This is a genomic window from Mesorhizobium sp. WSM4935, from assembly GCF_029625735.1.
GTDB lineage: Bacteria > Pseudomonadota > Alphaproteobacteria > Rhizobiales > Rhizobiaceae > Mesorhizobium.
In genome coordinates this window covers 856,981-871,497 of sequence record NZ_JARTVR010000001.1, presented here as the reverse complement: position 1 = coordinate 871,497, position 14,517 = coordinate 856,981, and the positions used below count along the sequence as shown (strand labels likewise).

The following is a 14,517-nucleotide window of genomic DNA, read 5'->3' as shown; positions in this document are numbered from 1 at the left end:
CCTTCGTGGATTTGTGTGGCCCGGCGAAACCCATTGTAGGCAATTGGATTGATCCTTCGGCCACAGCACGGCGAGGGACATTTAGTGAAACGGTTTGAATTGGTTTGATACCGTTTGGCCAAACGGTCTAACTCCCTGTTCGTCTTGCGACGCTTGGCGGCCTGTCTGGTATTTCGAAACGCCGCAAACCGTCAGGGATGCCGCTCATGAACAGGACGCGAAATTACGCTCCGAAGGCGCCCTGGAAGGGAGGGCGGGGACGCCAGTTCAGGTGCGCAATCCGGATGCGTCGGGAGTGGAAACTCGCGATGGTGCGTCATGTTGTCAGATCTGCCGATCGCCGGATTTGCCGTGCTGACCTCACCGATGCCATCGACAAATCACGCAGGTCCCCTGTGCTGTCGCGCATGACGTCGTCGAGGTGTGGCCTGAGATGAAATCCAGGACAATCTTGCTCTGAGACACAGCCATGGCGCTCTACCGGCGGGGAACCGTGATTCGCGTCGTGAGTGGGCTCTGCCGCAGCACGGCGGCTTTTATCGGTCGTCCAGGAGCAAAGACGGACGTGACCCCGCGCGAGCTGCGGTAGCGGGTGCGGACGCTGGTGCACTAATCCGGGCGAGGCGTGCAGCGGCGCCGCCTGCTTCATCATGCGGACTTCAGCACGGTAAATGCGCGTTTCTGGGTGGTCCGTTTTGCCTGGAAGCTTGCCGCGACAGCAGGGCGGCCGACACGATAACCTTGGACCTTGTCGATGCCGAACTCACGCATGAGGGCCATCTGCTCGTCGGTTTCCACCCCCTCGACCAGGATTTTGGGGCCGCGATTTCGAACCAAGGCGACAATGTCCTGGAGCATCGCCATACCCTTCTGAGTGCCGCAGTCGTGAAGGAACGAGCGGTCGATCTTGACCGTATCGAAATCGATGAGACGAAGCCACGAAAGGCCTGCGAAGCCCGTCCCGAAATCATCGAGCCATATCTTGATCCCGAGCACTTTCAGGTCGCTGATGCAGCGCAGAACGTCCGAATGCATCTCCATCTCGAGGCCTTCGGTAATTTCGAAGGCTAGCCTGCTGCCGGCAACCCCGGTCTCGCCCAATATGCTGGCGACGGACGTTGCGAAACCGGGCGTCTTGAGCTGGATCGGAGAGACGTTGACGCTGACGACGCCGATATGGTCGTCCGCCAGGAGCTCGGCGCAGACCGACCTTATCACCCAGCGCCCGAGTTCCAGGATGGCGCCTGTTCTTTCCGCCACGGGAATGAACAGGCTTGGCGGTACCAGGGTGCCGTCCAGCATCTTGAGGCGCATCAAAGCTTCCACCGCTTCGACCTTGCCCGAGGCGACATCCTGGATGGGCTGGTAGACGAGTGAGACGAGATTCTGGCCGATCGCGATTTTCAGCAAAGCCGCGATGTTCTCGCTCTCGTCGCTGCTCTGGGGATCGGTCGGATCGAACAGCCGGGCGCAGTTCCTGCCGCCGGCCTTAGCCAGGTAGAGCGCGCGATCGGCCTCGTGAATGATCTTCTCCAGCTTGGCGCCGGCCTGAACCCTGGTGAAGGCGGCGCCGACGCTCGCCGTGACGACTGAGATGCCGTCCCGCCGCAGCTCGTGAGTAAGCGCTAGGTTCTCCACCGTGCGGCAAATGGCTTCCGCAAGCTCGGCGACGCGCTCCTTCTTGTCCATGCGGGCCAGGACGATGAATTCCTCGCCCCCGAAGCGCCCGATCGAGGCGTCGTATTGCTTGACGAGATCGCTAAGGGCGTTGGCGACATGGATCAGGCAACGGTCGCCTTCCTGATGGCCGTAGCAGTCGTTGAATTTCTTGAAGAAATCAACGTCGATGAGAATGGCAGCGAACCGGTTGCCAAGCCTTTGCCAGTCGCTCCAGTAGTCGCGCAGCTTCTCATCGATCGCTCGCCGGTTCTGCAGCCCGGTCAGCGGATCCGTGCGCGATAGCCGCAGCAGAGCTTTGCCGCGTTCTGTGGCCTCCCTGTGCTGGATTTGGGCCTCCAAGGCGTTCAGAAAGACGTTGTAACGCTCTCCGTTCAGCTTCCAGTTCACATACGACGTGAACGTAAAGCATGAGACGTAGAAGGTCCCGAAGACCATCTTGTATGTTAACGTGGCCGGCACAAGGTAATTTACTATATACAGTATGAGAAGTATTATTGTCGACGTGACTATCGATAGTCTAAAGCTGAACGTAAAGAAAAGATTGGCGCTCATCATGAAAATCGTGCCGAACACCATGTAGTAGGCGACGCTTTCCCTGTCGGCGCCGGTAAAGGCCGGGCAAAGCCACCCGATATAGCCGAAGATGATGGCGCCGGCGCAAGTCAAATCGAGCCATGCCGTCGCGACCCCACGGCGGAGCTGTTCTTCCAAAATCAGCAGCGCGGTTATGCCGACGGCGAAGCGGGCGACGATGGTGTAGGCCGCCACATCCGGTATCAGCAGCAGATCCGTTGCCGAAAACATCAAATAGATGGCAACGGCCATCCATAGCCCGGGCCTAGCTTCCGTTCTTCGCTTCGCCTGGGCATCCGCCCGATAAAGGACGCGGAGCTCGCCAGGCATCGGCTCGTGGTTAGGCGGGTTTGTTTCCACATGCCCCATGTCGGCCAACGCAGAGGAGACGCGCTCGTTCAAAACAAACCCCGCTGAAAGGGGGTTTGCATTGCGAGCTGCTTTCCGGTTTCTGCCCTCACGCGGGCCGACTCCTTGGGACACCGTTGCCACGCCATCAGATGCACGGCGCAGGACAAGTTTGCATTAACTGGAACTCGGAATCCGAGCCGCGAGACGCCCAAAGATGCTAAATGGTTAACCGGAAATTAATCATATCGCTAAAATGCGTTCGGCCCGACATTGGCAAAGGGGGCATTCTACGCAATAAGTTAACCGCCTGTTAACCATGGAGCGGCGCGTGCGAACCGTCTTTGATGGCAAAAGCCTGATTACAGCCGAGATGATTGCTGGCAATCTACATCGAAAACCAGAGCCTCGTGGCGAAGCATTTGAAACCGCACGCGCCGAGCTTGCGCTCGTCCTGCACGCGACCAGCCAGCAGATTGAACAAGGCAAGAACCCAGCCGAGACCGTTCGCCGCTTGCTGTCAAACCTCAATGGGCTGAGGTCCAGACTTCGCCCGGATGTCTGGCAAGCATTAATACCGGTGGCGCAAGCTCATCCGGTCCTGGAATATTTTCTCGAAGACCCGCTGACACGCTGGTCTTTCACGAAGCCCAGGGGTTATTCCGGCGACGCGCAGTTGCTCGACTACATCTATTGCGACCCTCACGTGGCCGACAGCGTGGCGAACGCCTCGGAAATTGGCAAGGCGCTCTACAGCCATACTAAGAACGTGCCATCATGCATCGCGGCACGGGAACGGCGCGATCTTCTGACCCGCTATGTCGATGAGACCGCGGCCAGGAAGGGGCCGGAAACCGAGGTGCTGGCGATCGCAGCCGGCCATTTGCGGGAGGCCAATCATTCGGCAGCGCTGGCCGAAGGCCGTCTCCAACGATGGGTTGCACTCGATCAGGATCGGCAAAGTGTCGGCCTGATCGCGCGCGAATTCCAGGGCACGGCGGTCGAGGCCATCGACGGCTCGGTAAGAACCGTGCTCACCAGGGGCCACAAGCTCGGCAAGTTCGATCTGATCTATGCCTCCGGCCTTTACGACTATCTTGCGCACAACGTCGCAACGAAACTCACGAAAACATGCATGCAGATGCTGAAGCCCGGCGGCACGTTCCTGTTTGCGAACTACGCCGAGGGCAATCCGGACGCGGGATACCGCGAAACGTTCATGGACTGGGTGCTGCTGCTGCGATCCGAGGCCGATATGTGGAACATCATCAATGCGAGCGTCGACCGCAACACGGTCGAGGCGCAGGTGTTCTTCGGCGAGAACCGCAACGTGCTCTACGGCGTGGTCGAAAAGCGCGGATAGCAAAACCGGCGGTGGCGCGAAAACGATTTCGGCGAACCGCATCGTTGAACGGCCTCGATCCGGTCGCCGCCTGGGAGGTGAAAGCGCGTCATCACCGCGCTCTGCGCAAGCGGGCGGCACGCCGCCATCATCTCGACCCATGTAGTGGAGGCCGTCCCGGTGCTCCGCAACCGCGCCGTTCTGATGGCCGAGGGAAGCCTGAGCCGGAGCTGGGATGCGACCCCACTGGCCGAAGCGGGCAGGTGCCTGGCGTCGCTTTCGGGACGCCAGTATATCGAGCTCGTCGCCTCGGTCCTTGGCTGCGCGCCGGACGAGCTGCCGAGCGGCGATCTCCTGGAGCGGCTCGAGCTCGGGCGCTGGATCGACCGCCCGATCGCCGAATATTCGCTTGGCACGCGAGCCAAGGCCGCGATCGTCGCAGCGCTTCTCGGCCGGCCGCCGCTTCTGCTCTTCGACGAGACGCCTTCAACTCCGGGTCGCTCTTGCCAAGGCCGACGCCGGCGCCCTTCCCGACGACGCCGCCGGCAAAACAGGCACCTGCGATCGTCATGTCGTTGCCAGGTTTCTTGGCGGCGCCAAGCAACGTGTCTTTCGCGCCGATGACGGCATCGACGCGGTTCGCGACGAGGTCCAGATCAAAGGCCTGAGGCGTCTTGTACTGCTTGGTCTGGGCAATGCCCTTCAGATATGTATCCACGAATGTCACCGACATGCCGGCAGATAGGGTGCCGATCGTCTTGGCCTTGAGGGCTGCCTTGGCCGCGGCCAGCGCTTTGTCTGCTTCACCCGCTTTGTCGAGGGAATAGATGTTATCGTCGGCCGGCAAGGCTTTTGCGACGTCGCTGTCCTTCAATGTCGCAAAGGTGTAGCACAGCGCAGCGTATGGCACTGAAAAGCGATCACTTCCTCTCGTTTTGGAGTGATTGCGACGTCGTCGATCAGCGCAACATATTTGCCGGCGTTGAGCGCCGGTACTTACGGGAAAAAGCGATGGTACCGTTGGCTGGGCTCGAACCAGCGACCCCCAGATCCACAATCTGGTGCTCTAACCAACTGAGCTACAACGGCACGCGTGCCTGAGCTGGATCGAGGTGAAGCGTCTTTCTCCGTGATCCGCCCTGTCGTTCGGCGATGCGTCAAATACGGGCTATCGGATTCTAATTCAAGGGCCTTGATAAGGTAAAGACGGGTTTCCTCATCGCCTTTCGTCAAGACAAAAGAAAAGGCCGGCGGGAGGAGGTGCCGGCCTTTTCCTGTTCCGAGCCAGCGGGAGGAGGTGCTGGCTGGTCACCCCGGAGACGGAGGGAGGAGGTTCCATCCCCGGGTATCTGGTTATTCAACCCTATCGCACGACTATTTGTCTGACGAAATGCGACGTTTTGATGCATCGCAGGGTTGTGCGCCGAAATCAGGCAGCCTTGGCGTCCTTCATCGCCTTTTCGAAGGCGCTCTTGACAGGCTTGGAGACGTCCTCGACCGCCTTGGTGGCGACGGTCTGGAACTCCTTGGCCTGCTCGACGGCCATCTCGACGCGCTTGCGCAGGAACGCGGTCTGCAGCTCGACGACTTCCGAAAGGGTCTTGGCGCCGACCAGGGCTTCGAGGTGCGAGAAGTTGGCCTCGGCATTGGCACGCAGCGCGGCGATGGCCTTCAGCGAAACGTCGCTGGAAACAGTCTTGGCGGTCTCGTAAGTGGACTCCAGAACCTTCTGGGTCTCCTCGGCGCCGCTCTTCAGCTTGGCATAGGCTTCCTTCGACTGCTCGACGCCCTTCTCGGCGAAGGCGCGGATCTGGTCGGTGGCCTTGGAGGCGTCGAAGCTGGGGAATTCGACGTTTTCGATGGTCTCAGCGGCGGTCTTGGCAGTGGTCTTGGACATTTTCCAACCTTTTCGGGATAGCGGCTTTGACAGAAAGCCGTCTCGTTCATGTATGATGGCAACATAAAGGATTTTTTGTGCATTGCAACATCTTTGTTGCACCGCACCATAAAAATCTTCCCGCACGTCAGCCGCAAGGGTCGTTAACCAAGAGCCCAGAGATTTCGACCGATGCAAGCCTAGGCTTGTGGACCTCCGGGCCGCGGGCTTTTATTAACAAAGCGTTAACTGAAAATGCCGCTCGGAGGGTCGGCCAGCGCATGCCGCCTGAAAACTATTCCTTCCTCGATGTCGCCGTGCTCGATGCGGTGCGTCAGCGCTTTGCCGCGGGCGACGCGTTGGCCATTCTGTCGGCCGACCTCGAACAGGTGATCTGGGCGAACGGTCCGGGGGCGTCGGTGTTTGGTTATCCGGATATCGAAGCCATCATCGGCGCCTCGGCGCAGCTGCCGCCGATCGCCCGGCGGCAGATTATGGCGACCAGCGGTTTTCCGGATATCGGCAGCGACCGCGCCATCACGGTGAGGCTGGCCACCGGCATGGTGAGCCGCGCCGTCGGCTTCCTGGCCAGCGCCGTGACGATGCCTGATGGGGAGAAGGCCATCCTGCTGGCGGTGCCGGCGGCGCAGACCAATTCGCGCAGCGCCGGCGAGATCGCCAGCCGCGCCATAGGCGGTTTCACCGAACCCGCTCATTTCATCGCCTTCGTCGACGCGCATGGCGACGTCGAGGCAGCGTCGGACGGCTTCGCGGCGCTCGGCATCGAGCCGCGAACCCTGGCTGCCCTGGTTGCGGATGTGGCAAGCAGCGGCGACCGCGTCGTCAAGCGCCTCGTGCCTGGCGCCGCTACCTCCTACCCGGCCGGTTTTGCGCGGCTTACCGACACGCGCCATCTGCTGGTCGTGATCGACGAGGGCCAGCTCGACGGTGCGGACAGCGACCAACAAGATCGATCGACCGTCGACCAAGGCGATCAGACCAGCGATCGACGGGCTGCAGCGCCGGAGACCGTTAGCGCTGCGCCGCCAGGTGAAAGCCCGGCAGTCGAGCCCGAGTCCGCCCCGGACAAGCCGGTGCCGGCCGCGGCGGCTGGCGAAGAGGCCGAGCCGGCCCCAGACGATGCCGAGGGCAATGCACGACCCGGCACCGACAGCCTGACCTTGGCCGGTCAGCAGCCCACAGCCGACCATCAGGCCGACGCCGCCGACTCCAGCCAACGGGCCGCCGATGCCGGCGCCGGCCAGCACGACCATTGGTACTTCAATGCCGGCAACGAGGATGCCGGGCATGCTCGACCGGTGACGCCGGCGAAGGACGCGCCGGAAGGGACCGCTACGACCGAAGCCCAAGAGCGGGATGCCGGCGAAACCGCCGCATCAGCCGGGCCGGCCCCGCCCCGCGACATCGACCGCTCCGCGCCGCCGCTGCGCTTCGTCTGGCGTACCGACGCCGAAGGCAGGTTCAGCGCGCTGTCGCCTGAATTCGCCAACATCGTCGGCCAGCCTGCCGCCGATGTGATTGGCCGCCGCTTCAGGGATGTCGCCGCCACTTTCGGCCTCGACGCCTCGGGCGAAATCGCCGGCCTGCTGGACCGGCGCGATACCTGGTCCGGGCGTTCGGTGCTGTGGCCGGTGGCGGGAACCGGTCTGAAGATCCCCGTCGATCTGGCGGCGCTGCCCGTCTATGGCCGCAGCCGCGCTTTCGAAGGGTTTCGCGGTTTCGGCGTTGCGCGCGCGGCCGACGCCGTGGTCGATCCCGAAGCGCTCGGCATGGTTCTGGTGCCGAATGCCGCACCGACCGAGGCCACCTCCTCCGGCGGGACCGTACCGTCGGTCGAACCGCCGGCGGCGGAGCAGACGCCGCCGGAACAGCCAAAGCCCGAGGACCCATTCCGGGGCGAAGTGCCGGCGCTGACCATCGTGCCCAAGCCGGAGCGTCGCTTCGCCGACAAGGTGATAAGGCTGGCCGAGCATCGCCAGCCGGCCAACGACAAGCAGCCGGGAACCGATACGCCGTCAAATCTGCGGAGCCTGTCGGTCCTCGAGCGCAGCGCCTTCCGCGAGATCGGCGAGCGGTTGCGCAAGGACAGCGCCGCGCCTGCCGAGGAACGTGCCGCCGAAGCCGACAAGCAGCCCGATGCGACCGCCGGCGGCGAGGATGCGGCGACGGTAAGACAACCGACAAGCGCATCGAGAGCCGACGCAAACCAGCCGCTTCCGCCTGACGCTGTCGAGCACGACGATTCAACGCGGGAAGCGAACCCGGCATCCGCACCGGAAGCCTCGGAAGCCGATGACGCAAAGGCCGATGCGGTGACCGCTGAGGCGCAGACCGAGGCGGAAGATCAGGAAGACCTGGCGCGGCTCGACGGTATCGATGACACCGCCGAGACGGAGGCCGCTAGCCAGACCGGGACCTCGGCCGTTTCCGGCTCGCTGCTCAACTATGCCGATGGCGAGAAATCCGCCGACGAAACTGGGGGCGCGCCGGTTTCGCAGCCCGAGCAGGCAGAGGATGCCCGGCAGGCTGCCGAATATGCTGCCGCGGAACCGCGGCAGCCGGCCGAAGAGCCTGCGGCGCAGCAGGTGGCTGCCGGGCGGCCTGGCCTCGATGCGGCGGCCGACGACGACAGCATGACCGCCGACGATTTCCGCGATGCGCAGGACAATGGGGATTGGGCAGGCTCCGACGCGGATGCCGCCAGGGCGGAAGAACAGCCGGAAGAGGCGCGGCCGCGCCTCGACGTGCCGCCGCTGAAACTTTCGGGTTTTGTCCCGTCCGCGTTTTCGACCGGAGAAGAGGCCAAGGCGCCCGATACATCCATCCTCGCCAGGCTGCCGGTGCCGCTGCTCATCCATTCGGGCGACGTGCTGCACTATGCCAATGACGCGTTCCTCGAACTGACGGGCTACGACGCGCTGGACGACCTCGCGGATGCGGGGGGCCTTGGCGCGCTCTTCGCCGATCCCTATGCCGAAGACACCGCGACGGACGAAAGCGACCACTCGCTGAAGCTCAAGACCCGCCAGGGCCAGGAATTCCCGATCGAGGCGCTGCTGCGCTCGGTGCCGTGGCGCGGCGGCAAGGCGCTGATGCTGGTGGTGCGGCGATCCGGCGAGGAAGACGCGGCGCATTTCACCGCCGCCAATGACGAACCGGCGCTGCAGCCGGACGTGCCGGAGCTGAAGTCGCGCATCGCCGAGATGCGCACCATCATCGACACCGCCACCGACGGCGTCGTGCTGATCGGCCGCGACGGCAATATCCGCTCGATCAGCCGGCCGGCGGAAGCGCTGTTCGGTTTCGACAGCGACGAGGTCGCGGGCAAGCCCTTCGCCTCGCTGTTTGCCATCGAAAGCCAGCGTGCGGCGCGCGACTATCTCGCCGGCCTTTCGGAGCCGGGCGTTGCGAGCGTGTTGAATGACGGCCGCGAGGTCATCGGCCGCGAGGCGCAGGGGCGTTTCATTCCGCTGTTCATGACCATCGGCAGACTGCCCAACGACAGCGGCTTCTGCGCCGTGGTGCGCGACATCACGCAATGGAAGCGGGCGGAGGAAGACCTGACGCAAGCCCGCGCGGTAGCCGAGCGCGCCTCCTCGCAAAAGACGGATTTCCTGGCCCGCATCAGCCACGAGATCCGCACTCCGCTCAACGCGATCATCGGTTTTTCCGAGCTGATGGTGGACGAGAAATTCGGCCCGATCACCAACGATCGCTATCGCGACTATCTGCGCGACATCAACCGGTCGGGCAACCATGTGCTCGACCTGGTCAACGACCTGCTCGACATCTCGAAGATCGAGGCCGGCCAGCAGGAGATGGATTACGAGGCGGTGTCGCTCAACGACACGCTGGCCGAGACGGTGGCGATGATGCAGCCGCAGGCCAATCGCGAACGCGTCATCATCCGCTCCAGCTTCGCTTCGCGGCTGCCGGAGGTGGTGGCGGACCTGAGAAGCGTGCGTCAGATCGCCCTCAACATCTTGTCCAACGCCATCCGCTACACCCAGGCCGGCGGCCAGGTGATCGTCTCGACCGCTTACGAAGCCTCCGGCGATGTCGTCATGCGCGTGCGGGACACCGGCATCGGCATGACCCAGGCCGAGATCGAGCAGGCGCTGAAGCCGTTCAAGCAGATCAATGCGCTGAAGCGCGGACGCGGCGACGGCACGGGCCTCGGCCTGCCCCTCACCAAGGCCATGGTGGAGGCGAACCGCGCCCGTTTCGCCATCACCTCGACGCCTGGCGAAGGAACCCTGGTCGAGGTCGCCTTCCCTTCGACGCGCGTGCTTGCGGAATAGCCTGCCGGAAGGCCACGCCAAAGAAAAAGGCGTCCTGGAGGACGCCTTGAGAAATGGGATGCTGTCACAACGGGGGCTTGAGCTGAACCTCAGGGGCGAGGAACGGGATTTCTCCCTCAAGTTACACGCGACTATCGGGGTCGTCCGTTAACAAGTCCTTACCGGCAGCCAAAAAAATTTACGAATGTGTACCACCCATGAAATCTAGGTAAATTCGGTGGACATATTTTGTTAACCGCTAGCTCGCGAGCTGCGGCAGGTCGCGGAACAGCTCCAACGCCTCGGGATTGGCGAGCGCTTCCTTGTTCTTCACCGTGCGGCCGTGGACCACGTCGCGGACCGCGAGCTCGGTGATCTTGCCCGACTTGGTGCGCGGGATGTCGGTGACGGCGACGATCCTGGCCGGCACGTGGCGCGGGCTAGCGCCGGTGCGGATCCTGGCGCGGATGCGCTTTTCCAGATCCTCGTCCAGCGTCACGCCCGCGGCCAGCCGCACGAACAGCACGACGCGGACATCATTGTCGAAATCCTGGCCGATGCAGAGCGCCTCGAGGACTTCCGGCATCTGCTCGACCTGGTTGTAGATCTCGGCCGTGCCGATCCTCACCCCGCCCGGATTGAGCGTGGCGTCCGAACGGCCATGGATGATCATGCCGCCATGGGCCGTCCATTCGGCGAAGTCGCCATGGCACCAGACATTGTCGAAACGCTCGAAATAGGCGGCGTGATACTTCTTGCCTTCGGGATCGTTCCAGAAGCCGATCGGCATCGACGGGAAGGCCTTGGTGCAGACAAGCTCGCCCTTCTCCTGCCGGACGGGCTTGCCGTTGTCGTCCCAGACGTCGACCGCCAGGCCAAGGCCGGGGCCCTGGATCTCGCCCGTCCAGACCGGCTCGGTCGGCACGCCGAGCACGAAACAGGAGACGATGTCGGTGCCGCCCGAGATCGAGGCCAGATGCACGTCCTTCTTGATGCCGTCATAGACGAAGCGGAAATCCTCAGGCGACAGCGGCGAGCCGGTGGAGGAGATGGTGCGCACGCTGGACAGATCATGGCTCGAGATCGGCTTCAGACCGGCCTTGCGAACCGAATCGATGAACTTCGCCGAGGTGCCGAAATAGGTCATCTTCTCGGCATCGGCGAAATCGAACAGCACATTGCCGTCGGGGTAGAAGGGCGAGCCGTCATAGAGCAGCAGCGTCGCGCCGGAAGCGAGACCCGAGACCAGCCAGTTCCACATCATCCAGCCGCAGGTGGTGAAATAGAACAGGCGATCGCCGTCGAGCAGGCCGGCATGCAGCCGATGCTCCTTGACGTGCTGGATCAGTGTGCCGCCTGCCGAATGAACGATGCATTTCGGAATGCCGGTCGTGCCCGAGGAAAACAGGATGTAGAGCGGATGGGCGAAGGGCAGCCGCTCGAAGCTGACGGTCTTCACCGCAAAGGGCGAGAGCGCATCTTCGAGCGCGGTCGCCTTGTCGACGGTGGCGGCCACGTCCTGAGAGGTGCCGAGATAGTCGACGATCAGCACCTTGCGCAGCGTGGCAAGCTTCGTCGCGACCGCGTGGACCTTGTCGGCCACCTCGATCGCCTTGCCGTTGTACCAATAGCCGTCGGGCGCGATGAAGACGACCGGCTCGATCTGGCCGAAGCGATCGAGCACGCCCTGCTCGCCGAAATCGGGAGAGCATGACGACCAGACAGCGCCGATCGAGCTTGCCGCCAGCATCGCGGCGATGGTCTCGGGCATGTTCGGCATCATGGCGGCGATGCGGTCGCCGGCCTTGACGCCGAGCGACAGGAAGAGCTGCTGCAGCCGCGAGGTCAGCGCATGGAGCTCGTTCCAGGAGAGCCGGCGCTCGACCTTGTCCTCGCCACGGAAGACGATGGCCTCGCCGCCGCCGGCCTTCTGCAAAAGATTCTCGGCGAAATTCAGCCTGGCGTCGGGGAAGAAGCTGGCGCCGGGCATCCGTTCGCCGTCGATAAGGTGGCGCTCGCCCTTGTCGCCGACAAGCCCGCAGAAGTCCCAGACCAGACTCCAGAAGGCTTCGCGGTTGTCGATCGACCAGCGATGGAGTTCGGCATAGCCGGAGAAGGAAAGCGCAGCCTTTGCTTCCGCGGCCTTCATGAACGCGGTTAGAGGCGCTGCGTCGATGCGCTCCTGCGTCGGGGTCCACAAGGGTGTGTCGGCGGCCATGATCGCTCCTCCCAAAGCGCGTCGCGTTCGAGCCAGTTAAGCTCATCGTCGCATATGCCATCGTCCCAGAAACGGCGCGCGATTGCGGATCGGGATCGTGCAGCCCGCTTATGCATATTGCAGCGCAGCAGAGCAAGATTTTGTTCCGGCGACCCATGGTCGCCGCTGCGCAAATGCCATCGCAAGGCCATAAAGACTTGAAAAGCGTCGGCGCTCGGTTACACCCGTCGGGCGATTTATTGGCAACGAAAGCATACGGGGCGAAATGCGATCATCTCTGATCCGGCGCGGGGTGTGGGCGATCGGCGTTGCCGTGCTCGTCATCGCGCTCGCGGTCGCTGCGCTACCGCTGATTGCCTCGACCCGCATCGTGCGCGACCGCATCGCCTGGGAGTTGAGCGCCTGGAGCGGCTTCAGGGTCACAATCGACGGCTCGCCGCGCATTGAAGTGTGGCCAAAGTTCCGGGCCATCCTCAGCGACGTAACGCTGTCGCAATGGACCGAGACCGAAATGCCGCCGGTGGTCGAGGCAGACCGCGTCGAAGTCGATCTCTCAGCCATGGCCGCCCTGCAGGGCGACGTCGCCTTCTCGACCGCAAGGCTGGTGCGCCCGACGATCAGGGTTCAGCGCACGGCGAGCGGCTTCTATCTGCCGCCGCTTCCGACCGGCGGGCGCATCACGCGCTCGATCGATACCGCGCGCGGCGTGGTCAGCGCCAACCCGCAGAAGCCGGATCTCGGCAGGTTGCCTTCCGATCCGTTCGGCACCGTCGAATTCCGCGATGGCCGCGTGGTGACTTCGATCGACGGCAAGGACACTGAAATCCTGAGCAGCCTGAATGGCCAGGTCAACTGGGAAGCGATGAACAGCGATGCATCGCTGACCGCGACCGGAATCTGGCGCGGCGAGAGCGTGCAGCTCGATTTCTCCTCCGCGAAACCGCTGGTGCTGTTTGCCGGTGGGGCAGCTCCCGTCACCCTTTCCTTCAAGGCGGCGCCCGCGATATTCTCCTTCGACGGAACGGCCTCGATGTCGGACAATGCCTATCTGGACGGCCAGGCAAAGTTCTTAGCACCGTCGTTGCGGCGCGTGCTGGAGTGGTCGCAGGCCGGCATCGCGCCGGGCGCTGCGATCGGCGCCGTCTCGGTCAGCAGCAAGGTGAACGCCTCGGCGGGGCGCGCGAAGTTCGAGAACACCACGGTCACGCTCAACAACAATCCGGGCATGGGAGCGCTGGATTTCTCCTTCGCCGAGGGGCGCCCGGTGATTGCCGGCACCCTCGCCTTCGATACGCTGGATCTGAGATCCTTCCTGTCGGCTTTCACGCCTGTCTCGCCCACCGGCGAGGCCGGCCTCGGCGACATCGACACCAGCTTCGCCGACCGCATCAACCTCGACCTCAGGCTGTCGGCGGCGCATGCCAACGCGGGACCGGTCCAGCTTGCCGACGTCGCGGCGACCGCGCAGGTCAAGAACGGCCTTGCCGTCTTCGACATATCCGACGCGTCGGCCTTCAACGGCAACATCCAGAGCAGCCTGCGCTTCGACCGTAAGCCGGAAGGCACGCAGGTCGAGATGCGGCTCCTGGCTTCGGATGTCGATACGGGTGCCTTTGCCACGGCGGCGGGAATGACGCGGCTGGTGCCGGCCGGCACCGGCACGGTATCGGTCATCCTCAAGGGGCCGGGCAAGGCCTGGAATTCCATCTTCGAGAATGCCGACGGGTCGTTCTCGGCGACGTTCGGGCCGGGCACGCTCAACGGGCTCGATCTGCCGGCCTTCCTCAAGCGCAACCAGCAAGGCGGTTTCTTCGCGCTCAACGACGTCGCCAACGGTTCGCTGCCGATCGACGGTGCCGAGATCAAGGCAAGCATTTCGAAGGGCGTGGCGCGCCTGGACAAGGCTGAGATCAATGCCCAGAAATACAAGATCTGGCTGTCCGGCATTGCCTCCTATGTCGGACGCGGGCTGGCGCTCTCGGGCGGCGTGGTGCCCAACGGACAGCCGGCGCAGCAGCCCCAGCAGACCAACGGTCAGGCGGCCAGCCCGCCTCCCCCGCCGCCGAACCAGTCGCTGTTCTTCGTCGGCGGCAACTGGAGCGCGCCGTTCATCTCGCCGATCGCTCCCGGCGTTTCAGGCCAGTAAAGCGGGGCGCAAAGCGTCCCCGCCCCGCTCATC

General features: G+C 63.4%; 7 protein-coding genes and 1 tRNA gene. 3 read left to right on the top strand and 5 right to left on the bottom strand.

Annotated elements, in window-relative coordinates; all coding sequences use genetic code 11:
- Nucleotides 1-648: 648 nt before the first annotated feature.
- Nucleotides 649-2,622 (bottom strand): putative bifunctional diguanylate cyclase/phosphodiesterase, encoded by a 1,974-nt coding sequence (locus P9273_RS04205; RefSeq protein ID WP_278047802.1) that lies wholly within the window; start codon nucleotides 2,620-2,622, stop codon nucleotides 649-651.
- Between the two features lie 310 nt (nucleotides 2,623-2,932).
- Here P9273_RS04205 and P9273_RS04200 point away from each other — a divergent pair, with 310 nt between their 5' ends.
- Entirely contained in the window at nucleotides 2,933-3,964 is a 1,032-nt protein-coding gene (locus P9273_RS04200) for a class I SAM-dependent methyltransferase (protein WP_278047750.1), read from the top strand.
- Between the two features lie 127 nt (nucleotides 3,965-4,091).
- Here the strand turns inward: P9273_RS04200 and P9273_RS04195 are convergent, their stop codons facing one another.
- The 3 genes from P9273_RS04195 to P9273_RS04185 all read right to left on the bottom strand — a co-directional run bounded on the left by P9273_RS04195 (nucleotide 4,092) and on the right by P9273_RS04185 (nucleotide 5,840).
- Entirely contained in the window at nucleotides 4,092-4,853 is a 762-nt protein-coding gene (locus P9273_RS04195; protein ID WP_278047749.1) for a transporter substrate-binding domain-containing protein, read from the bottom strand.
- A gap of 102 nt (nucleotides 4,854-4,955) precedes the next feature.
- Nucleotides 4,956-5,032, bottom strand: a tRNA-His gene (locus P9273_RS04190).
- Nucleotides 5,033-5,372: 340 nt separating this feature from the next.
- Nucleotides 5,373-5,840 carry a phasin gene (locus P9273_RS04185; protein WP_041003269.1) on the bottom strand — a complete coding sequence of 156 codons (468 nt, stop codon included), beginning with the start codon at nucleotides 5,838-5,840 and terminating at the stop codon, nucleotides 5,373-5,375.
- A 260-nt stretch (nucleotides 5,841-6,100) separates the two neighbouring features.
- Between P9273_RS04185 and P9273_RS04180 the strand changes: the two genes are divergently transcribed.
- Nucleotides 6,101-10,141, top strand: coding sequence for a PAS domain S-box protein (locus P9273_RS04180; RefSeq protein ID WP_278047748.1), 4,041 nt, complete (start codon nucleotides 6,101-6,103; stop codon nucleotides 10,139-10,141).
- Between the two features lie 238 nt (nucleotides 10,142-10,379).
- Here the strand turns inward: P9273_RS04180 and P9273_RS04175 are convergent, their stop codons facing one another.
- Nucleotides 10,380-12,338 (bottom strand): acetoacetate--CoA ligase, encoded by a 1,959-nt coding sequence (locus tag P9273_RS04175; RefSeq protein ID WP_278047747.1) that lies wholly within the window; start codon nucleotides 12,336-12,338, stop codon nucleotides 10,380-10,382.
- Between the two features lie 265 nt (nucleotides 12,339-12,603).
- Here P9273_RS04175 and P9273_RS04170 point away from each other — a divergent pair, with 265 nt between their 5' ends.
- Nucleotides 12,604-14,484: an AsmA family protein gene (locus tag P9273_RS04170; protein WP_278047746.1), complete on the top strand. Its 1,881-nt coding sequence runs from the start codon at nucleotides 12,604-12,606 to the stop codon at nucleotides 14,482-14,484.
- Nucleotides 14,485-14,517: the final 33 nt, after the last annotated feature.